The organism is Sphingopyxis alaskensis RB2256, from assembly GCF_000013985.1.
GTDB lineage: Bacteria > Pseudomonadota > Alphaproteobacteria > Sphingomonadales > Sphingomonadaceae > Sphingopyxis > Sphingopyxis alaskensis.
The window spans coordinates 568661-588772 of record NC_008048.1 but is presented as its reverse complement, the minus strand read 5'-3'; the positions used below and the strand labels follow the sequence as shown (position 1 = coordinate 588772).

The window sequence follows — 20112 nt, the reverse complement described above, 5'->3', positions numbered from 1 at the left end:
CCCGCTCCCCCTCCCGGCCTCCCCAACGATAATAGCCTATGGGAGGCCGGGAGGGGGAGCGGGCTGGTGCCGCTTTCACCGAAGGTGAACAAAAACCATGTTGCTGCACATCATCGCGCGCGGGCGCATCGGGCGCGGCCCGGAGGCCGAGCTGGTCGAGCGCTATATGAAGCGCGTGACCTGGGCGCAGAAGATTTCGGAACTCCCCGACACCGGCGGGCGCGTTCCCGCCGCGGCAGCGGGCAGCCGCACCATATTGCTCGACGAGGGCGGCGAACAGATGTCCTCGCTCGAATTTGCAAATTTACTCGAAAACTGGCGCGATGGCGGAGTGCGCGAGGCGCGCTTCTGCATTGGCGCCGCCGACGGTTTCACGCCCGACGAACGCAAGGGCGCCGACAAGGTCATCGCCTTTGGCCGCGCGACCTGGCCGCATTTGATGGCGCGCGCGATGCTCGCCGAACAATTGTGGCGCGCCACCAGCATCATCGCAGGACATCCCTATCACCGCGAGGGGCGCCAGTGAGGCGCGGGCCCGCCGCGCTGGCGATCGTCGCCGCCTTCGCGGGCGGAACCTTCGCGCTGGCACAGGGCGACTTCTTCGACCCACAGGCCATCGCCACGCGCGAACGGATGCAGCTCGTTGACGCCAGGCAGCAGTCGGCGGCGGCGATGGCGCGCAGCGCCGCGCTGGAAAAACAGGCCGCCGCCGCGAACAGCGAGGCCGACCGGCTGAAAAAGCGCAGCGCCGCGCTCGCCGCGCGCATCCAGGCGGCCGAAGCCGACATCAGCGCCGGCGAGGCGCGCGTCGCGCTCGTCGCGCGCCGCCTGTCGGCGCAGCGCGCGCGGCTGGCCGAGCAGCAGCAGCCCCTGCTCGAACTCGCCGCGTCGCTCCAGCAACTCAGCCGCCAGCCACCCGTCAGCGTGCTCGCGCAGCCGGGATCGCTCCGCGAGATGGTCCACGCCCGCGCGGTGATCGACGCCGCGATGCCGGTGATCGCGCGGCGCACCGCCGGGGTCCGCCGCGAACTCACTCTGCTCGACACCGCGCGGCGGCAACAGGCGATCGCGCTCGACGCGCTGGCGGCAAGCAGGGCGCGGCTCGCCGCGCGCCGCGCCGCGCTGACGCGCCTCGAGAACGAGGGGCGGTTGCGCTCGCGCGACCTGATGAGCAGCGCGCGGCTCGAGGCCGACCGCGCGCTGGGGCTTGGCGAAAAGGCGCGCGACATCGTCGAATTGATGGATGCGCTCGAAGCCGACGGGCTGGTGCGTGCCGAACTGGCGGCGCTGGCAGGGCCGCTGCCGCGTCCGCGCGATCCCGAGGCGGGGAGCGTCGACCCTCTCGCCCCGCCCGCCACGCGCGAGGTCGGCCTCACCGCCACCGCCTATCGCCTGCCGGTCGTCGGGCGCATCGTCACCGGGCTGGGCGAGGTCAACGAAAGCGGGGTGCGGTCGCGCGGCATCACCGTCGCGGCGCGACCGGGGGGGCAGGTCGTCGCCCCCGCGCCCGGTCGCGTGAGCTTTGCGGGCGATTATCGGGGCTATGGCAAGATCGTCATCATCGACCATGGCGGCGGCTGGATCTCGCTGCTCGCCGGGATGATCGCGCTGTCGGTGGGGGTTGGCGATACGGTCGAGGCCGGGGCGCCGGTCGGGCGCGCCGGATCGGACGACAGCCGCATCACCGTCGAACTGCGCCGTGCAGGCCGCCCGGTCGATATCGTCGCGATGATCGGATAGCTCATCGCTCTTTCGCATTTCCGAGTGCAGAGGTGACGCGCGTTCGAGCGAAGCGGGAAGGCGCGGCGTCGATGGCGCTCGGGGACGTGGTGCCGGGAAGGGGATTAGGGTCAGGACCCATTAATTCCCCGTTCGATGGTTGCCCCGGATCGAGACCCCCGCTTGACCCACGCAGATTTGCATAGGATGATGGAGCACCGGGGTTTATAGCGCGGCATGGCTCTCGCCCGAGTGAAAGACTGATATGACCGACACGACCAAAACCACCGCGTCCCCGAAACGCCGCTTCGCGCTGTGGCAGGGCGCCGCCGCGCTTTCGACGCTGGCGCTGGTTCCGCTCGCGACCGGCGCAATGGCCACCGTCGATTCGAAGACGCAGGAAGAAATCGCGCGCTTCATGGACGTCTATCTGGAAGTGAAGTCCAACTATGTCGAACCGGTCGAGGATGCCAAGCTGATCGAGGGCGCGATCAACGGGATGCTCGCCAGCCTCGACCCGCATTCGGGCTATCTCGACGCACGCGGATTTTCGAACCTGCGCACCCAGACCGATGGCGAATATGGCGGGCTGGGCCTGTCGGTGACGATGGAAGACGGCGTGGTCAAGGTGATCGCGCCGACCGCCGACACGCCCGCCGCGCGCGCCGGGATCAAGGCGGGCGATTTCATCACTCACATCAACGACGAGCTGATCTTCGGGCTGACGCTCGACGAGGCGGTCGAACAGATGCGCGGACGGCCGGGGACGCCGATCGACATCACGATCGTGCGCGAAGGCCAGGACAAGCCGATCGAGATGACGCTGACGCGCGAGATCATCGACCTCAAACCCGTGAAATGGGAGGTCAGGGGCGATGTCGGCGTGCTCACCGTCACCAGCTTCTCGGCCGACGCGACCACCGACCTCAAGGCCGCGATGATGGCGGTCGAAAAATCGCTCGGCAAAAAACCGCGCGGCTGGGTGCTCGACCTCCGCTCGAACCCCGGCGGGCTGCTCGACGAAGCTGTCGGGATCAGCGACCTGTTCCTCGAACGCGGCGAGATCGTGTCGCAGCGCGGACGCCGCAAGGGCGACATCGAACGCTATTTCGCCGAACCGGGCGATCTGGCCGCCGGCGCGCCGGTGATCGTGCTGATCGACGCCGGCTCGGCCTCGGCATCCGAAATCGTTGCCGGCGCGCTGCAGGACCAGCATCGCGCGGTCGTCATGGGCGAACGCAGCTTCGGCAAGGGGTCGGTGCAGACGGTGCTCCCGCTCAGCGACACCACCGCGCTGCGGCTGACCACCGCGCGCTATTACACGCCGTCGGGGCGCAGCGTGCAGGAAGGCGGGATCGAACCCGACATCAAGGTGCCGCAGCTCAGCGACCCCGATTATGCGTCGCGCCCCAAGTTCCGCGAAAGCGACCTGCGCCGTCACCTGATCAACGAGAAAAAGGTCGACAACGGCCTCATTGAAAAGGATGAAACGCCCGACCCGCGCTTCACCGCGACCGCTGACGAGCTGAAGGCCAAGGGGATCGAGGATTTCCAGTTGCACTATGCGTTGCAGACGATAGGCCGGATCGGCCCTGGAACGCCGCGCATGGCCGCGGCGGCCAAGCCGGCCGCGAAGCCGGCGCGCCGCAACTGACGCCATGCTTCCCGCCCCGTCATCCCGGCGCAGGCCGGGATCTCGACCTTGCAACCTGACGCACCGGCGGGATTCCGAGGTTCCACCATGCTGACATCGCGCCTGGCCGCTCCCCTCGTCGCGCTGGCGGCGCCGTTGTTCCTCTATGGCGGCGCGCTGGTGTCGCAATTCGGCTTTGGCCTTCACCCTTGCGAAATGTGTTATTGGCAGCGCTGGCCGCATCAGGCGGCGATCCTGCTCGCGCTGCTCGCGCTGCTGCTGCACCGCAATGCCGGGGCCATGCGCGCGCTCACCCTGCTCGCCGCCGCCGCCATTGCCGTCAGCGGCACGATCGGGGTGTTCCACGCCGGGGTGGAATATGGCTTCTGGGAAGGCATCACCACCTGCGCGACCGGCACCGGCGGGCCGGTGACGCTCGAATCGATCATGGACGCGCCGCTCGTCCGCTGCGACGCGGTGCAATGGTCCTTGTTCGGCATCTCGCTGGCGGGCTTTAACGCGATCTTCTCGTTCGGCGCCGCCACGCTCGTCTTGACCTTGCTGCGCGCCGGGCGCACATCGGCGGCATGACCGATAAGCGCACCGCATCGATGATCCGCGTCGACCAGGCGGGCGAATTTGGCGCGACGCGCATCTATGCCGGCCAGCTCGCCGTGATGGGCGACCGGCATCCGATGGCGCGCGAAATCGCCCATATGGCCGAACAGGAAGAGCGCCACCGCACATTTTTCGACGCAATGATCGCGCGGCGCGGCGTGCGCCCGACCGCGCTCCAGCCCTTCTGGAACGTTGCGGGCTTTGCGCTGGGGGCGGCCACTGCCGCGATGGGACCGCGCGCCGCCATGGCCTGTACCGCCGCGGTCGAGACCGAGATCGACCGCCATTACCGGCAACAACTCGACGAACTGGGCGACAGCGATCCCGAGCTCAGCGCGGCGGTCGCGGATTTCCGCGCCGAGGAGCTGGAGCATAGGGACGCCGCGCTCAAGGCCGGGGCGGAGCGCGCGCCCGGCTATCCGCTGCTCAGCCTCGCGATCCGCGCCGGGTGCCGCGCGGCGATCGCGCTGTCGAAGCGTATTTAGGGTCCTGACCCTACGGCCGATGTGAACGAAGAAAGATGTTCATTGTCGGTGCAGCCAGCCCATGGCATCACGCCCGAAACGACAAAGGATGATCCGATGACCCGCCTCCCTCTCTTCGCGCTGATCCTCGCCGGCAGCGCCGCCGCCCTGCCCGCCGCCGCGCAGGAATCCGCGGTCGAAGGCGAAAAGATCAACCAGGTCATCGTTTACGGCGAGGACAAATGCGAAGCGTCGAGCGCCGACGAGATCGTCGTGTGCAACCGCCTGCCGGAGAGCGAGCGCTATCGCGTTCCGCCGATTCTGCGCGGCAATCCGCTCGACCCGCGCAACGAAGCCTGGGCGAACAAGGTCGTCGCGCTTGAGCGTGTCGGGCGTTTCGGCACCGACAGCTGCTCACCGACCGGGCTTGGCGGCTTTACCGGCTGCACGCAGGCCCTCGTCGCGGGCGCCCGCGCCGAACGGCGCGCCGCCGACAAGACGGACTGGCAGGCGATGATCGCCGACGAGCGCGCGAGGCGCCTCGCCGGCATCGACGCCGCCGCCGCCGAGGTCGAAGCCGCGGTCGTCGCGGAAGAACGCGCGCTGGAGGAGCGGCAGAAAGCCGCCGCCGAACTCGAACGCCAGGCAAGCGGCGAAGCACCGGCGCCCGCCTCGCCGGACAGCGAGGCGGACGCAAGCGAGCTACCCGTCCCGCCGCAGCCATAGCGCAGGGTCGCGGCCTCGAACACCTTCGCTTTCCGCCGCCCGCCGGGGCGCCACTGCCGCTGATCGGCCAGATCGGTGCGCCTTGGCGCGATGCCGTCGCGTTTTTGCGGTGAATCGAGTGAAAAAATTAACGAATCGCTGCCAACCTGTCTTGACTTGGGATTTTTTGGGGCAAATCGTGGCGGTTCTGGGAATCGCCGGCCGGGGAGGCTGAAACATGGCATCGACGTTCGGACCGCGCCTCTGGCGCCGCTCGACTGCAAGCGTTCCGCCCGCGCGGAGCCTTGGTCGCCGGATGACCTGGCACGCCGCCGCCGCTCTTCTGGCTTTCGCCGCGCTCCAGATCTGGCTTGTCACCAGCGCCATCGCTGCGGGTGCTCCGTCCGCCTATATCGTCGTCGCGCTCGTGATCCTGCTCGCGCTCGCGCTTCCCGTCGCGCGCTCGACCGAACGCCGCTGGTATCACCTCAGCCGTCAGGCGCTTGCCAGCTGGGGCCTTCACGCGCGGTTTCGCCGCGACGTCCGCCGCCTGTGGATCGCCGCGCTGACGCTGCCCTTTCTGTGGATCAGCGGCGCGATGGCCGCGACCGAGGCGATCGCCGCCATCGCGGGCTGAGTTTCCCGCCATCTTTTGATTTTTGTTCGCGCGCCGTATAGGGCGCGGCGATGCTCTCCGTTTCCCAAGCCCTCGACCGCGCGCAGATGCTGTGCGACGCCGCAACCAAGGCGGGCGCCGACGCCGCCGACGCGCTTTATTATTGCAACGCCGCAACATCGGTGACGATGCGCCTGGGCGCGCTCGAAGATGTCGAGCGATCCGAGGGGCAGGATATTTCGCTGCGCGTCTTTGTCGGGCAGCGCAGCGCCAGCGTCTCGACCGCCGACATGGATGCGGGCGAGCTGGCCAGGCTCGTCGAACGCTGCGTTGCAATGGCGCGCGAAGCACCCGAAGACCCCTATGCAGGCCTCGCGCCCGCCGACCTGCTGTTCAGGGGCGCGGTGCCCGACCTCGACCTCGACGACGGCAGCGAGGCCGATCCTGCGGCGCTGCGCGAAGCCGCGCTGGCGGTCGAAGACGCCGCGCGTGCGGTCGCGGGCGTGACCAACAGCGAAGGCGGCAGCGCGAGCCACAGCCGCACGCGCTTCGCCCTCGCGACGAGCCACGGCTTTGCGGGCGGCTATGGATCGAGCGGCCACAGCCTGTCGGCGAGCGTGATCGCGGGCGAAGGCGCCGCGATGCAGCGCGACTATGCCTGGCACAGCGCGCACCACCTGACCGACCTCGAAAGCGCCGCCGACATCGGCGCGCGCGCGGGGGCCCGCGCCGTCGCGCGGCTGGAACCGGGCAAGGCGCCGAACGGCAAGCTGCCGGTCTTTTTCGACCCGCGCGTCAGCGGCGGGATCGTCGGCCATCTGCTCGCCGCGATCGCCGGCCCCGCAATCGCCCGCGGGACGAGCTTCCTGATCGGCAAGGAAAAGGACATGCTGTTCGACAGCAGCATTATCATCCGCGACGAACCGCGCCGGCCACGCGGCCTGCGCAGCCGCCCCTTCGACGGCGAAGGCCTGCCGACCGCGGCGCGCGACATCGTGGCGGACGGCAGGATCACCGGCTGGCTGCTCGACAGCGCATCGGCACGCCAGCTCGGCCTGACGCCGACGGGCCATGCGAGCCGCGGCGGTGGCGCGTCGGGGGTCGCGGCGAGCAATCTTCATCTGGCGGCCGGGGCGCAAAGCCCCGCCGAACTGATGGCGGGCGTCGCCGAGGGCATCTATGTCACCGAACTGATCGGGCATGGCGTCAATCCGGTGACGGGTGACTATAGCCGCGGTGCGTCGGGCTTCATGATCCGCGGCGGCGCGATTGCCGAACCGATCGCCGAGTTCACCGTCGCGGGCAATCTGGTCGACATGTTTGCGGCGCTGATCCCCGCCGACGACCTTATATTCCGCCATGCCACCAACGCCCCGACGCTGCGCATCGACGGCATGACCGTCGCGTCGAGCTGAGACCGTCGTGCCCGGCCGCAACCTCGAAGCGGTGATCGCCGCGACGCGCGAGGTCGGCGACATGGCGATGGCGCGCTGGCGCGGCGAAGGCAAGGCGGTCGATGTCTGGCACAAGTCGCACGACAATCCGGTCAGTGACGTCGACCTCGCGGTCGATGCCCGGCTGAAGGCCGTGCTCGGCGCGATGGTGCCCGAGGCCGGCTGGTTGTCCGAAGAAACCGCCGACAATGAGGATCGCCTCGCATGCCGCGCCATGTGGTGCGTCGATCCGATCGACGGCACGCGCGATTTCATCCGCGGCCGCCCCGGCTGGTGCGTTTCGGTCGCGCTGATCGTCGACGGCCAGCCCGAACTGGGCGTGCTCTATGCCCCCGCGCTCGACGAATTATGGGTCGCGCAAAGCGGCAAGGGCGCGACACTGAACGGCGAAACGCTGCGCGCCAGCCGCCGCATGATCTTCGACGGCGCGCGCGTGCCCGCCGACAGCCTGCCGCGGATCGACCGCGACCTCATCATGGTGACGAAGCCGAACAGCATCGCGCTGCGCATGGCGCTCGTCGCCGACGACCGCGCCGACCTGGTCGCGACGCTGCGCTGGGGCTTTGAATGGGACGTCGCCGCCGCCGCCCTGATCGCGACCGAGGCAGGCGCGGCGGTGAGCGACGCCTTTGGAAAACCCCTCGTCTTCAACACCCCACGCGCACAGGCGTTCGGCGTCATCGCCTGCGCGCCCGGCATCCACCGCGCCGTCGTCGCGCGCCTGCACGACCGCGCGGTCGCGCTGACAGCCGAAGGCTGACCGGACCGGCACCGGAAACGGATGAAAAAGAGCGCCCCGGCCGCCAAGCCGCCGCGCTTTGCTTGACAATCGGTGCGACTCAGCCTAGTTGCCCTTCCATTCCGACAGCCTGACCGGACGGCGAAGCGCAGCGGCGCGTTCGTGGTCCGTTTTTTGCGTTGGAAATCAGACGCTTTGAGATGGGGCCGTTTGCCAGCGCGCCCTGTGGAGCAGGAGAAAGTTACCAATGGCACGTATCGCGGGCGTCAACCTGCCCACCAACAAACGCGTGATCATCGCGCTCACCTATATCCACGGCATCGGCCGCAAGACCGCCGTTGACATCGCCGACAAGCTGGGCATCGACCACGGTCGCCGCGTGCAGGACCTGTCGGACGCCGAAGTCCTGCAGATCCGCGAAACGATCGACGCCGACCACACGGTCGAGGGCGACCTTCGCCGCAACACGGCGATGAACATCAAGCGCCTGATGGACCTCGCCTGCTATCGCGGCCTGCGCCATCGCAAGGGCCTCCCCGTTCGCGGCCAGCGCACGCACACCAATGCGCGCACCCGCAAGGGCAAGGCCAAGCCGATCGCCGGCAAGAAGAAGTAAGCCGGTTTTCCGAGCCGGTGGCCGCCCTCTGCGGCTGCGCCCCGGCCCGCTTTACGGATTTAGGTTAGGATTTCATCATGGCTCGTGAACCGCAGCGCCTTCGTCGGCGCGAACGCAAGAATATCTCGTCGGGTGTGGCCCACGTCAACGCGACCTTCAACAATACGATGATCACCATCACCGACGCACAGGGCAATGCGATTGCCTGGTCGAGCGCCGGCATGATGGGCTTCAAGGGCAGCCGCAAATCGACTCCCTATGCGGCGCAGGTCTGCGCCGAAGACGCGGGCAAGAAGGCCGCCGAACATGGCGTCCGCACGCTGGAAGTCGAAGTCAAGGGCCCCGGCGCCGGCCGTGAATCGGCGCTGCGTGCGCTGCAGGCCGTCGGTTTTCACATCACGTCGATCCGCGACGTGACACCGATCCCGCACAATGGCGTCCGCCCGGCCAAACGTCGCCGCGTCTGACGTGCTTTCGGGCGCGCTCCAACACCGGAGCGCCGCCCGACCAGACCTCCTCGCTGGACCGATGGCCGACCCCCATCCGTCCCGCCACTAGCAAAGGGAAATCCATGACTGTCAACATCCGGAACTGGCAGGAATTGAAGAAGCCCAGCAACCTGGAAATCAAGACCGGCGGCGACGGCAAGCGCAAGGCGACCTTCGTTGCCGAACCGCTCGAGCGCGGTTTCGGCCTGACGCTGGGTAACGCGCTGCGCCGCGTGCTGCTCTCGTCGCTCCAGGGCGCGGCGATCACCTCGATCAAGATCGAAAATGTGCTGCACGAGTTTTCGAGCCTTGCCGGTGTGCGCGAAGACGTCACCGACATCGTCCTGAACGTCAAGCAGATCGCGCTCAAGATGGAGGGCGAAGGGCCGAAGCGGCTCCAGCTTTCGGCGACGGGCCCGGCGACGGTCAAGGCGGGCGACATCATGGTGTCGGGCGACATCAAGGTGATGAACCCGAACCATGTCATCTGCCATCTCGACGAAGGCGCGACGCTCAACATGGAGCTCGTCGCCGACACCGGCAAAGGCTATGTCCCCGCGACCGCCAACCGCCCGGCCGATGCGCCGATCGGCCTGATCCCGGTCGACTCGCTCTATTCGCCGGTGCGCCAGGTCGCCTACAAGGTCGACAATGCCCGCATCGGGCAGGAACTGGACTATGACAAGCTGAACCTGACCGTCGAAACCGACGGCACGGTGACGCCCGAAGATGCTGTCGCTTACGCCGCACGCATCCTGCAGGATCAGCTCCAGGTCTTCGTCCACTTCGAAGAAGCGATGAGCGACAGCGGCCTGATCGGCATGGCGGCCCCCTCGGCCGCCAGCGACGAGTCCGACGTCAACCAGCTCAACCGCTTCCTGCTCAAGAAGGTCGACGAGCTTGAACTGTCGGTCCGCTCGGCCAACTGCCTGAAGAACGACAACATCATCTATATCGGTGACCTCGTTCAAAAGACCGAAGCCGAAATGCTCCGCACGCCGAACTTCGGCCGCAAGTCCTTGAACGAAATCAAGGAAGTGCTGTCGTCGATGGGCCTGCGTCTGGGCATGGACATCCCCGGCTGGCCACCCGAGAATATCGAGGAAATGGCCAAGAAGCTGGAGCAGGAGCTGCTGGGTTAAAAACCAAACCTTCTCCCGTCGGGAGAAGGATACGCAGCCTTGCCGACTGGTCGGCTAGGCGAAGTTGGATGAGGGGTTCCGCGTTCTCGCGACAGGGCCGATCCCCTCACCCAGCTGCGACCAGGCGGACAAGCCGCCAAGTCTTCGCAACCCTCTCCCGACGGGAGAGGGAAGTCAACGGGAATGGGTCGACCCGCAATCGACCTGGCTTGGGGTACCTCACACGGCCCCTCTGACAAACGAAGGAATGGATTATGCGTCATAAATCGGGTGGCCGGAAGCTGCAGCGCACCAGCGCGCACCGCACGGCGATGTTCCGCAACATGTCGGCCTCGCTCATCAAGCATGAGCAGATCACGACGACCGTCGCCAAGGCGAAGGAACTGCGTCCCTATGTCGAAAAACTCGTCACGCTGGCGAAGCGCGGGGGCCTCGCCAACCGCCGCCTCGCGATGAGCCGCCTGATGGACGAAGCGCAGCTTGCCAAGCTTTTCGACGTGCTTGCGGCGCGCTACAAGGACCGTAACGGCGGCTATACACGCATCATCAAGGCGGGCATCCGCGCGTCAGACGCCGCGCCGATCGCGATCATCGAATTCGTCGACCGCGACATGGGCGCCAAGGGTCAGGATTCGGGCCCGGTGACGACCGACGAGGAACTGGAAGACGCGTAAGACGCGCTTTCGGACACACAGGATCAAGGGCGGCGTCCGGCAGGACGGCCGCCCTTTTTTCGTTGCCAGGCGGCGGTTTTGGGGTGGTGAGTGGACTGAAGCGCTCCTCCCCGGCACGGGGAGGGGGACCATCGAAGGCATGGTGGAGGGGTATGCGGTGCCGAGCGCTGCGTACAACCTCCTGTACCCCTCCACCACCCTGCGGCCTCGCGGGAAGCAACGCGCCCCGCGCGTTCCTTTCCCGCTCGCTCCCCCTCCCCCTTGGGGGAGGATCGCTTCAGGCCGCGATCGGTCGTTAGAGCGCGATGACATGATATTGGCTCAAAAGGAAAACCGGCGCGGATTGCTCCGCGCCGGCTTCCCTCGGTTAACTTGTGTGCGGTGCGCGCGGCGTCAGGCTACGCGGCGCACCTCATTGCCTTCGTCGTCGATGTCGCGAAGGACATAACCGCGGCCCCAGACCGTCTCGATATAATTGTCGCCGCCGCACGCCAGTGCGAGCTTCTTGCGCAGCTTGCAGATGAAGACGTCGATGATCTTCAGCTCGGGCTCGTCCATGCCGCCGTACAGGTGGTTCAGGAACATTTCCTTGGTAAGCGTGGTGCCCTTGCGCAGGCTGAGCAGCTCCAGCATCTGATATTCCTTGCCGGTCAGATGCACCCGGATGCTGTCGACTTCGACCGTCTTGGTATCCAGATTGACCGCGAGCTTGCCCGTCTTGATAACGCTCTGGCTGTGGCCTTTCGACCGGCGGACGACCGCGTGAATGCGGGCGACCAGTTCGTCGCGGTGGAAGGGTTTGGTGACATAATCGTCGGCGCCGAAGCCGAACGAACGCACCTTGCTGTCCATTTCCGAAATGCCCGACAGGATCAGCACCGGCGTCTGCACCTTGGCGGTGCGGAGCTTCTTGAGCACGTCATAGCCGTGCATGTCGGGCAGATTCAGGTCGAGCAGGATGATGTCGTAATCATAGAGCTTACCCAGATCGAGGCCCTCTTCGCCCAGATCGGTGGTGTAGACGTTGAAGCCCTCGGTCGTGAGCATCGTGTCGATCGCTTTCGCGGTCGTCGGCTCGTCCTCGATCAGCAGTACGCGCATTGGGCACCCCTTGACTGTTTCCCACGATGATCCCGCGAACCGATCGCATGATCATCAAGGATGTCACCGACCAACCCCCGTTGCAGGACTGCCGGAACATTAACCATGAAAGCAATGAAGGGAAAAGGTTAATTTTGATTTAACCCGCAGGAATCCACGAGTCGCGCCCTATTTGCAACAGTCGCGGCGCAGACCTTCACCCCTTTCGGAGCGCCGCATAGCGCTCGTTGGCGCCACGGCACGAGCCTTTCAGCGTATCGACGAGATGATCCGAAAAGGCGCGCACCCGCGCCGGACGCAGCCGCGAGGGCGGCGAGAGAAGGTGCAGATACGACTGCGGCAGCGACCAGTCGGTGAGGATCGGAACCACGGTGCCCGCGGCGAGTTCCTCCGCCGCGATGAAATCGGGCAGCACCGCAATGCCGCTCCCCGCGACGATCATCGGCACCATCACATCGCCATTGTTCGCGAACAGCGGCCCGGTCGGCAGCACCGTCGCTTCTTCGCCTTCGCGCGAGAAATGGAGCGGCATCGCGCGCTGGCGATGACCGTAGCCGATGAGGCGATGGCGCGCGAGGTCGAGCGGATGCCGGGGTGTGCCGTGCTTTTCGAGATAGGCGGGGCTGGCGATCAGCGACGCCGCGACGGGCGCGATCGTGCGCGCCAGCAGGCTGGAATCGGCGAGCGGCGCGATGCGCAGCGTGAGGTCGATGCCCTCGGCGATCGGGTCGTTGCGCGCGTCGCTGAGCAACAGGTCGATCTCGACTGCGGGATGGCGGTCGAGAAAGGCGGCGAGCACCGGGCCAAGCACCTTGATCCCGAAGCTCATCGGCGCGGCAAGGCGGATCGGGCCGGCGAGGTCGAGCCGGTCGCCGCGCGCCGCCTCGGTGGCCGCGGTCGCCGCGGCGACCATCGCGCGCGCTTCGTCGAGCAGCCCCGCCCCCGCCGTCGACACCGCGACAACGCGCGAACTTCGGTGCAACAAGGTGATGCCAAGCGACGTCTCGAGCCGCGTCACCGCCTTCGACACGGTCGCCTTCGACAGACCGAGCGCGGCAGCCGCCGCGGTGAAGCTGCCGCCGTCGGCGACCGCAACGAAACAGGCCCAGCCTTCATAATCGGGAAGCGCCATCAACTATCTCCTACCCACCTGTTCGTCATTGCGAGGAGCCGCAGGCGACGCGGCAATCTCCAGCTTTCGTCCTTGCCCAAGACCGATAGCTGGAGATTGCTTCGCTTCGCTCGCAATGACGATCAATATGGAAACGATGATTTTCCGTCTATGCTATTTCAGAAACGATCCCAATCCCTATTTTGTCCTCAACCGATGAACGCCGCCGGGCACCCCGGCCCGGCGGCGGCAGAGAAAGGACACGGCCATGATCGACATTCGCAAGTTCGACACGCTGGGCCACGCCGACCATGGCTGGCTCGACGCCCGCCATCATTTTTCCTTCGCCAACTATCACGACCCCGACCGCATGGGCTGGGGCGCGCTGCGCGTGTGGAACGACGATCGCATCGCGGCGCAGGCGGGTTTCCCCCCGCATCCGCACCGCGACATGGAAATCATCACCTATGTCCGCACCGGCGCGATCAGCCATCGCGACTCCATGGGCAACGTCGGCCGCACCGCAGCGGGAGACGTCCAGGTGATGAGCGCGGGCACGGGCGTCACCCACAGCGAGTTCAACCTCGAGGATGAGGAGACGACGCTGTTCCAGATCTGGATCATCCCCGATCAGGCGGGCGGCAACCCCTGCTGGGGCGCACGCCAGTTTCCCAAGGCCGATAGGTCGGGCCAGTTCGTGACGCTGGCGAGCGGAATCGAAGGCGATGGCGACGCGCTGCCGATCCGCGCCAACGCCCGCGTCGCCGCAGCGGCGGTGAACGCCGGTGAGAGCGTCTCCTATGACCTCGAAGCCGGACGCCACGCCTATCTGGTCGCCGCCAAGGGTCGCATCCGCGTCAACGGCCACGACGCCGATCCCCGCGACGGCATCGCGCTGCGCGATGTCGGGATGATCGAGGTCGAAGCGATCGACGACGCCGAACTGGTCCTCGTCGACAGCCTGTAACGCCCCCCCCCGGGCCGCCGACGTCCCTCCCTGACGGTGGCCCACCCGGTGCCGCGAGTTGCCCCCCGGCTCGCGGCACCCCCCTCTCCCCGCTTGAACCCAAGGAGTAAGATGATGTCCAATATCCTTCGTATCGACGCCAGCGCCCGCACCAGCGGATCGACCACGCGCCAGCTGACCGACCAGCTCGTCGCCCGCCTTGTCGAACAGGGCTATGGTGCGGCGGTGACCACCCGCGACCTTGCGCTCACCCCGCCCGCGCTGCTGACCGAAAGCTGGGTCGGCGCCAATTTCACCGACGAGGCCGAGCGCAACGACGAGCAGAAGGCCGCGCTCGCCAGCTCCGACGAGCTGATCGCCGAACTCGAAGCCGCCGACACGATCGTCATCGGCGTGCCCGTCTATAATTTCGCGATCCCCGCGGCGCTGAAGGCGTGGGTCGACCTGATCGCCCGCGCCCGCCGCACCTTCCGCTATACCGAAGCCGGTCCCGAAGGGCTGCTGAAGGGCAAGAAGGCCTGGCTGGTCGTCGCGTCGGGCGGTGTGCCCGTCGGCAGCGACCATGATTTTGCGACCGGATACCTGCGCCATGTGCTCGGCTTTGTCGGCATCACCGATGTCACGATCATCGCCGCCGACCAGCAGATGATGGACGGCGGGGCAATCGCGCGCGCAACGTCTGCGATCGAGGCGCTGCAACAGGCGGCCTGATCCATCGGCTCCACGCACAGAAAAGGGCGGCATGATGGCCGCCCTTTTCTTGTTTTCAGGTCCGGGGCGCGCCGGGTGCTATTTGATCTTGCCGCGATTGGCGTAGAGCAGCGCCGCGATCACCGCCGCCGAGCCAATACCGAGCCCCGCCGCCGCCGCGGTTTTCCAGCCGCGTCTGGACTTGCCCGCCTCCTTGTCAGCGGCCTCGGCGGCTTCGGCCGCCTCGCGCTGCTGTTGCAGCTCGCGCGCGGCGCGCAGCACTTCATTTTCCTGGGCTTCGTCGTCGGCGGGCGGCGGGGCTTGGTCGGTCATCTGGCTTCATGGTCCTTGTCGTCAGTCGAGTGCCTGTTCGACAGGCACATAATCGGTTCCGATCGCTTCCGCTACGGCTTCGAACGTCACCTTACCATTCCATACGTTCAAACCCTGCAAAAGATGCGGATCGCGGCGCAATGCCTCTTTCCAGCCCAGGTCGGCGATGCGCAGCGCGTGCGGCAGGGTGACGTTGTTGAGCGCATAGGTGCTGGTGCGCGCGACCGCGCCCGGCATGTTCGCGACCGCATAATGGACGATGCCGTCGATCACATAGGTCGGGTCGGCATGGGTGGTCGCATGGCTGGTTTCGAAACAGCCGCCCTGATCGATCGCGACGTCGACGAGCACCGAGCCGGGGCGCATCGTGCCGAGCATCTCGCGGTTGACGAGCTTGGGCGCCTCGGCGCCGGGGATCAGCACGGCGCCGATCACCAGATCGGCCTCGGCGACGCATTCGGCAAGGTTCGCGCGATTCGAGAAGCGCGTCTTCGCCCGCGCTTCGAAAAAGGTGCCGACGCGCTCGAGCACTTCGGGATCGCGGTCGAGGATGGTGACGTCGGCGCCGAGCCCCGCCGCCATCTGCGCGGCGTTGAAGCCGACGACCCCGCCGCCGATCACGCACACCTTGCCCGGCGCGACGCCGGGGACGCCGCCCAATAGTACGCCGCGGCCACCGTGCGCCTTTTCAAGCGCGGTCGCCCCCGCCTGGATCGACATGCGCCCCGCAACCTGGCTCATCGGCTTCAGGAGCGGCAGGCCGCCGTGCGGGCTCGTGACCGTTTCATAAGCGATGCACACCGCGCCCGACTTCATCAGGTCGCGCGTCTGGTCGGGGTCGGGGGCAAGGTGAAGATAGGTATAGAGGATCTGTCCCTCGCGCAGCATCGCGCGCTCGACCGGCTGCGGCTCCTTGACCTTCACGACCATGTCGGCGCCCGCAAAAATATCATCGGCGCTCTGGACGATCTCGGCGCCCGCTTCGACATAGTAGCGGTCGTGTGCGCCAATCCCCTCACCCGCGCCGGTTTCGACCAGCACGCGGTGTCCGTGGACGACGAGCTCGCGCGCGCTTTCGGGGGTCAGCCCGACGCGATATTCGTGATTCTTGATTTCCTTGGGGGTGCCGATGATCATCTTGCTCTCCAATATCCTCGCCCGCAGCGCGCCCGGCCGGCACGCGGAGCGATCAGACGAGAATAGCAGCAAAGCGCCGCGAGGTGCTTGCATATGATCCTTCGGTCCGGCACAAATGTGCAAGATTTTGCCGCCATATCGGGGTTTCGCGCACAATGATTGATCGGATCGATGCAAAGCTGCTCCATCTGCTTCAGCGCGAGGGACCAAAACCTGCCGCCGAACTCGGCGAGATCGTCGGGCTGTCGCCGTCGGCCTGCCATCGCCGCATCCGCGCACTCGAAGCCCAGGGGATCATCACCGGCTATGCGGCGCGCCTGTCGCCCGAACGCATCGGGCTGGGGCTCGACGTGTTCGTCGATATCAGCCTCACCTCGCAGAGCGAGGAGGCGCTGACCGCGTTCGAGAGCGCGGTCAAAAGTTTCGACGAGATTTTGGAATGCCAGCTCTTGTCGGGCGCCTCCGACTACCGGCTGCGCGTCGCGGCGCGCAGCGTCGCCGATTTCGACCGGCTGCACCGCCATTGCCTGTCGCGCCTGCCCGGTGTCGCCGCGATGCACAGCGCCTTTGCGCTGCGCACGATCAAGGCGTTCGAGGGTTATCCGGTGTCCGCCGCCGGTTAACGGTCAATTTACCAGTCTTGCCGCATATCCCGTTCACCAGTTTCGTGGGACGCAAGGGGGCGAAGACCCGCGCGGCTTTGGATCGACCAGGGATGGGATCATGGTGAAGGACAATCCGATTCACAAGCAACAGATCGATCCGATTTTGATGTCGGAACGCTTTCCTTATTATGATCTCGACGGACGGCTGGCGGCCAACGCCGCGGAAATCCACGCGATCATCGCGGGCCGCGAAGAGGCCGTCGCGCGCGCCTATTGGGATGCCTTCAACGCGCTGCCGAACATGGATCGCCGCGTCGAAGGCGAGCTTTACGACAGCTATGTCCGCGGCAGTGCGCGCCACGCGTCGGTCAAATATGCCGACGCCGCCGGACAGGAAGCCGCGACGATCGCCTGCCAGAACACGCATATGGCGCGGCGCGTCAAAATGCCGCTCGCATCGGTCATGTCGTGCATCGCCGAAAGCCAGCGGCTGACAATCGAATATGTCGTCGAAGCATGTATCGGCGATGCGGAGCGGCTGGCACGGCTGACGAGCGCGATCAACCGGCTCGCGCTGCTCGAGTTCGACATCATGCAGCGCTATGCGAGCAAGCTCGATCGCGCGGTGATTTCCAGCGAACGACAGACGCTGGCACGCGATTTCGACCGCTCGATCGCATCGCTGGTGCAGGATACCGAGGGCGTACGCGAGCGGCTTGCCAGGCAGGCCGCCTCGGCCGACCAGGCCGCGAAAGGCATGATCGCCAAGACCAGCGAAGTCGCCGCGGCGTCCGAACAATCGGCGATGGCGATGCGCGAAGCCGCCTCCACCGCCGCGGGCCTGATCCGCGCGATCGAGGATGCGCGCAGCGAAGTCGAAGCTTCGGCCAGCGTGGCGACGCGCGCGTCCGAACAGGCGGGCGAAGCGGTCGCCATGTCGGAAGCCTTGTCGCATCACGCCGAATCGATCGAATCGATCCTGGGCCTGATCCGCGAAATTGCGGGACAGACCAACCTGCTCGCGCTCAACGCCACGATCGAGGCGGCGCGCGCGGGCGAATCGGGCCGCGGCTTTGCCGTCGTCGCGCAGGAGGTGAAGAGCCTGGCCAACGAAACCGCGCGCGCCACCGACGACATCGCCGGCAAGATCGCCGCGATCCAGCAGGCCACGCGCGGATCGGTGAGCGCGAATCAATCGATCCAGCAAACGATCGTCGACGTCCAGCGTTCGGCGCAGCGCATCCGCGAGGCGATGGATGCGCAGGCGCAGACGGTCACGTCGATCACCGCCGCTGTCGACGAAACGGCACTCGCCGCCGACTCGATGTCGTCGACGATCGCGAGCATCCGTAACGACTCGGGGATGGTCGCGACCGAGATCAGCGTGCTGAGCCAGGAGTTCGCCAAGATGGGCGGACGACTCCAGCAACTGGAACAGGCCGCGAGCGAGTTCAGCAGCCGGGTGGCGTAAGCTCACTTATTTCATCGTCATCCCGGCGAAGGCCGGGATCTCACCCTCGCCCTCTCACGCACCGGCGAGATCCCGGCCTTCGCCGGGATGACGAGTTTGCGGATGCGCCCGCTTGGCAAGCCCAGCCCCGCTGCCTAAAGCCGCGTCATGCCAACCCATATCCTGATCACCGGCGCGAGCCGCGGCATCGGCGCGGCGATCGCCGAAGCGCTGACCTCCACCGCAACGAAGATCGTCGCCCTGTCGAGCGCCGACGGCGACCTCGGCGACCCGGCAACCCCCGACCGGCTGTGGCACACGAGCCTCGACCAACTGGATGGCCGTATCGACATACTCGTCAACAACGCCGGGGTGTTCGAGGCGAACCCCCTCGACGCGACCGATGCCGAATGGCTCGCGAACTGGAACCGCACGATGCAGATAAATCTGACCGCGAGCGCGCAGCTGTGCCGCCGCGCGGTGTTGCACTGGCAGGCGCGCCAATCGGGCGGCCGCATCGTCAATATCGCGAGCCGCGCCGCCTATCGCGGCGACAGCCCCGTGCACTGGCATTATGCGGCGTCGAAAGCGGGCATGGTCGCGATGACCAAGACGATCGCGCGCGCTTATGCCAGGGATGGTATCCTCGCCTTTGCCATCTGCCCCGGCTTCACGATGACGGGCATGGCCGACGAATATCTGGAAAGCCGCGGCGGCGAGAAATTGCTCGCCGACATTCCGCTGGGCCGTGTCGCGATGCCGGACGAGGTCGGCGAAATGGCGCGCTGGTGCGCGATGCAGGCGCCCGCGTCGATGACCGGCGCGATACTCGACATCAACGGCGCCAGCTATGTCCGCTGAATGAGCTGGATCGTCTCCTTTCCCTGTACGCGCGCCGAGGCCGAGGCGCTGTCGGGCGAGATTCCCGCGCTTGATGCGCTGGACGCGCCCCCGGTGGTGGTGACGCGCGAGATCGACGAGGATACGGGGCTGTGGCAGCTCGACGCCTATCTGGATGACAAACCCGACGCGGCCCTGCTGGACCTGCTCCGCTCGCTCGTCCCGAGCGCCAGGGACGAAATGCCGATCGTCGAGCGGCTGCCCGACGAGGATTGGGTAACGCTCAGTCAGCAGGGACTCGAACCCGTCCGGGCGGGCCGTTTCTTTGTTCATACCAGCAGCTATTCGGGCCGCTTGCCGCCCGGCACCACACCCTTCCTGATCGACGCGAGCCAGGCTTTCGGGACTGGCGGGCACGACACAACGGCGGGCTGTCTTGCCATGCTCGACCGGCTCGCCCGGCGCGGTGGAACTCCACGCAACATAGCGGACATCGGCACCGGCACCGGCCTGCTCGCCTTTGCGGCGATGGCGCTGTGGCCGAGGGCGCGGGTAATCGCGTCGGACATCGACCCCGCGAGCATCTTTGTCACCCGCGACAATGCCGCGGTCAACGGCGTGCCGCTGGGGCGCGGCGGTGGGCGGTTGGCCTTGGCGGTCGCGCCGGGGACCGACCATCCGGCGATCCGCCGCCGTGCGCCCTATGATCTGGTCATCGCCAACATTCTTGCGGGGCCGCTCATCACCCTTGCTCCCGACATCGCCGCCGCAACGGCGCCCGGCGGCCATGCGATCCTGGCCGGACTGATCGCGCGGCAGATGGAGCCGGTGCTGGCTGCCTATCGTGCGCAGGGGTTCCGTCTGGCAGGACGCGGCGGCAGCGCGGACTGGCCGTGCCTGCTATTGGTGAAGCGGCGGCGCTATGGCTGGCGCCGCAAGGAGCGCGCCTTTCACCGTTCGGACCCGGCGGACGCGAGTTTCGGGAACTGGTGACAAAGCGTCATTGCGAG

General features: G+C 66.8%; 23 protein-coding genes. 19 read left to right on the top strand and 4 right to left on the bottom strand.

Annotation, left to right across the window (positions count from 1 at the left end; all coding sequences use genetic code 11):
- The first annotated feature begins 97 nt into the window (after positions 1-97).
- The 13 genes from SALA_RS02895 (at position 98) to rplQ (ending at position 10868) form a co-directional block, all read left to right on the top strand.
- On the top strand, positions 98-526 hold the full coding sequence (locus SALA_RS02895) for a 23S rRNA (pseudouridine(1915)-N(3))-methyltransferase RlmH (RefSeq protein ID WP_011540887.1): 429 nt from the start codon (positions 98-100) through the stop codon (positions 524-526).
- A complete protein-coding gene (locus SALA_RS02890) occupies positions 523-1740 on the top strand; it encodes a murein hydrolase activator EnvC family protein (RefSeq protein WP_011540886.1) in 1218 nt (405 codons plus the stop codon). Before SALA_RS02895 ends, SALA_RS02890 begins: the two co-directional genes overlap by 4 nt.
- A 244-nt stretch (positions 1741-1984) precedes the next feature.
- Positions 1985-3373 (top strand): S41 family peptidase, encoded by a 1389-nt coding sequence (locus SALA_RS02885; RefSeq protein ID WP_011540885.1) that lies wholly within the window; start codon positions 1985-1987, stop codon positions 3371-3373.
- Between the two features lie 87 nt (positions 3374-3460).
- Positions 3461-3943, top strand: a complete 483-nt coding sequence (locus tag SALA_RS02880) for a disulfide bond formation protein B (RefSeq protein WP_011540884.1) — start codon at positions 3461-3463, stop codon at positions 3941-3943.
- Positions 3940-4455 carry a demethoxyubiquinone hydroxylase family protein gene (locus SALA_RS02875; RefSeq protein ID WP_011540883.1) on the top strand — a complete coding sequence of 172 codons (516 nt, stop codon included), beginning with the start codon at positions 3940-3942 and terminating at the stop codon, positions 4453-4455. The genes SALA_RS02880 and SALA_RS02875 overlap by 4 nt, the downstream gene beginning before the upstream one ends.
- A gap of 96 nt (positions 4456-4551) precedes the next feature.
- Positions 4552-5160, top strand: coding sequence for a hypothetical protein (locus SALA_RS02870; RefSeq protein WP_011540882.1), 609 nt, complete (start codon positions 4552-4554; stop codon positions 5158-5160).
- A 217-nt stretch (positions 5161-5377) separates the two neighbouring features.
- Positions 5378-5776, top strand: a complete 399-nt coding sequence (locus tag SALA_RS02865) for a hypothetical protein (RefSeq protein ID WP_011540881.1) — start codon at positions 5378-5380, stop codon at positions 5774-5776.
- A gap of 50 nt (positions 5777-5826) precedes the next feature.
- Positions 5827-7170, top strand: a complete 1344-nt coding sequence (locus SALA_RS02860; protein WP_011540880.1) for a TldD/PmbA family protein — start codon at positions 5827-5829, stop codon at positions 7168-7170.
- Positions 7171-7177: 7 nt separating this feature from the next.
- A complete protein-coding gene (locus SALA_RS02855) occupies positions 7178-7969 on the top strand; it encodes an inositol monophosphatase family protein (protein WP_011540879.1) in 792 nt (263 codons plus the stop codon).
- 226 nt (positions 7970-8195) lie between these two features.
- A complete protein-coding gene (rpsM, locus tag SALA_RS02850; RefSeq protein ID WP_011540878.1) occupies positions 8196-8564 on the top strand; it encodes a 30S ribosomal protein S13 in 369 nt (122 codons plus the stop codon).
- Positions 8565-8641: 77 nt separating this feature from the next.
- Entirely contained in the window at positions 8642-9031 is a 390-nt protein-coding gene (gene rpsK, locus SALA_RS02845; RefSeq protein WP_003040416.1) for a 30S ribosomal protein S11, read from the top strand.
- A gap of 104 nt (positions 9032-9135) precedes the next feature.
- Positions 9136-10194 (top strand): DNA-directed RNA polymerase subunit alpha, encoded by a 1059-nt coding sequence (locus SALA_RS02840; RefSeq protein WP_011540877.1) that lies wholly within the window; start codon positions 9136-9138, stop codon positions 10192-10194.
- A gap of 254 nt (positions 10195-10448) precedes the next feature.
- Positions 10449-10868: a 50S ribosomal protein L17 gene (gene rplQ, locus SALA_RS02835; RefSeq protein WP_011540876.1), complete on the top strand. Its 420-nt coding sequence runs from the start codon at positions 10449-10451 to the stop codon at positions 10866-10868.
- A gap of 393 nt (positions 10869-11261) precedes the next feature.
- On the opposite strand, the gene ctrA is transcribed toward rplQ, so the two are convergent.
- The gene (gene ctrA / locus SALA_RS02830; protein WP_011540875.1) at positions 11262-11969 is read right to left on the bottom strand and encodes a response regulator transcription factor CtrA; all 708 of its coding nucleotides are present in this window, start codon (positions 11967-11969) and stop codon (positions 11262-11264) included.
- Between the two features lie 196 nt (positions 11970-12165).
- Complete coding sequence (locus tag SALA_RS02825; RefSeq protein WP_011540874.1) at positions 12166-13101, bottom strand: LysR family transcriptional regulator; 936 nt, start codon at positions 13099-13101, stop codon at positions 12166-12168.
- A 247-nt stretch (positions 13102-13348) separates the two neighbouring features.
- On the opposite strand from SALA_RS02825, the gene SALA_RS02820 reads away from it, so the two are divergent.
- Together SALA_RS02820 and SALA_RS02815 are read left to right on the top strand one after the other, a co-directional pair.
- Positions 13349-14047: a pirin family protein gene (locus SALA_RS02820; RefSeq protein ID WP_011540873.1), complete on the top strand. Its 699-nt coding sequence runs from the start codon at positions 13349-13351 to the stop codon at positions 14045-14047.
- Positions 14048-14161: 114 nt separating this feature from the next.
- Positions 14162-14758 (top strand): FMN-dependent NADH-azoreductase, encoded by a 597-nt coding sequence (locus SALA_RS02815; RefSeq protein WP_202795310.1) that lies wholly within the window; start codon positions 14162-14164, stop codon positions 14756-14758.
- A 78-nt stretch (positions 14759-14836) separates the two neighbouring features.
- Here SALA_RS02815 and SALA_RS02810 read toward each other — a convergent pair whose 3' ends face one another.
- Both SALA_RS02810 and ald read right to left on the bottom strand, forming a co-directional pair.
- A complete protein-coding gene (locus SALA_RS02810) occupies positions 14837-15070 on the bottom strand; it encodes a hypothetical protein (protein ID WP_011540871.1) in 234 nt (77 codons plus the stop codon).
- A 21-nt stretch (positions 15071-15091) separates the two neighbouring features.
- Positions 15092-16207: an alanine dehydrogenase gene (gene ald / locus SALA_RS02805; RefSeq protein ID WP_011540870.1), complete on the bottom strand. Its 1116-nt coding sequence runs from the start codon at positions 16205-16207 to the stop codon at positions 15092-15094.
- A gap of 155 nt (positions 16208-16362) precedes the next feature.
- Between ald and SALA_RS02800 the strand changes: the two genes are divergently transcribed.
- From SALA_RS02800 to SALA_RS02785, 4 genes are all read left to right on the top strand, one after another.
- Positions 16363-16830: an Lrp/AsnC family transcriptional regulator gene (locus SALA_RS02800; RefSeq protein ID WP_011540869.1), complete on the top strand. Its 468-nt coding sequence runs from the start codon at positions 16363-16365 to the stop codon at positions 16828-16830.
- 100 nt (positions 16831-16930) lie between these two features.
- Positions 16931-18283 carry a methyl-accepting chemotaxis protein gene (locus SALA_RS02795; RefSeq protein WP_011540868.1) on the top strand — a complete coding sequence of 451 codons (1353 nt, stop codon included), beginning with the start codon at positions 16931-16933 and terminating at the stop codon, positions 18281-18283.
- A 147-nt stretch (positions 18284-18430) separates the two neighbouring features.
- Positions 18431-19123: an SDR family NAD(P)-dependent oxidoreductase gene (locus SALA_RS02790; protein WP_011540867.1), complete on the top strand. Its 693-nt coding sequence runs from the start codon at positions 18431-18433 to the stop codon at positions 19121-19123.
- Positions 19124-20095 (top strand): 50S ribosomal protein L11 methyltransferase, encoded by a 972-nt coding sequence (locus SALA_RS02785; protein WP_011540866.1) that lies wholly within the window; start codon positions 19124-19126, stop codon positions 20093-20095. It abuts the gene before it with no gap.
- Positions 20096-20112: the final 17 nt, after the last annotated feature.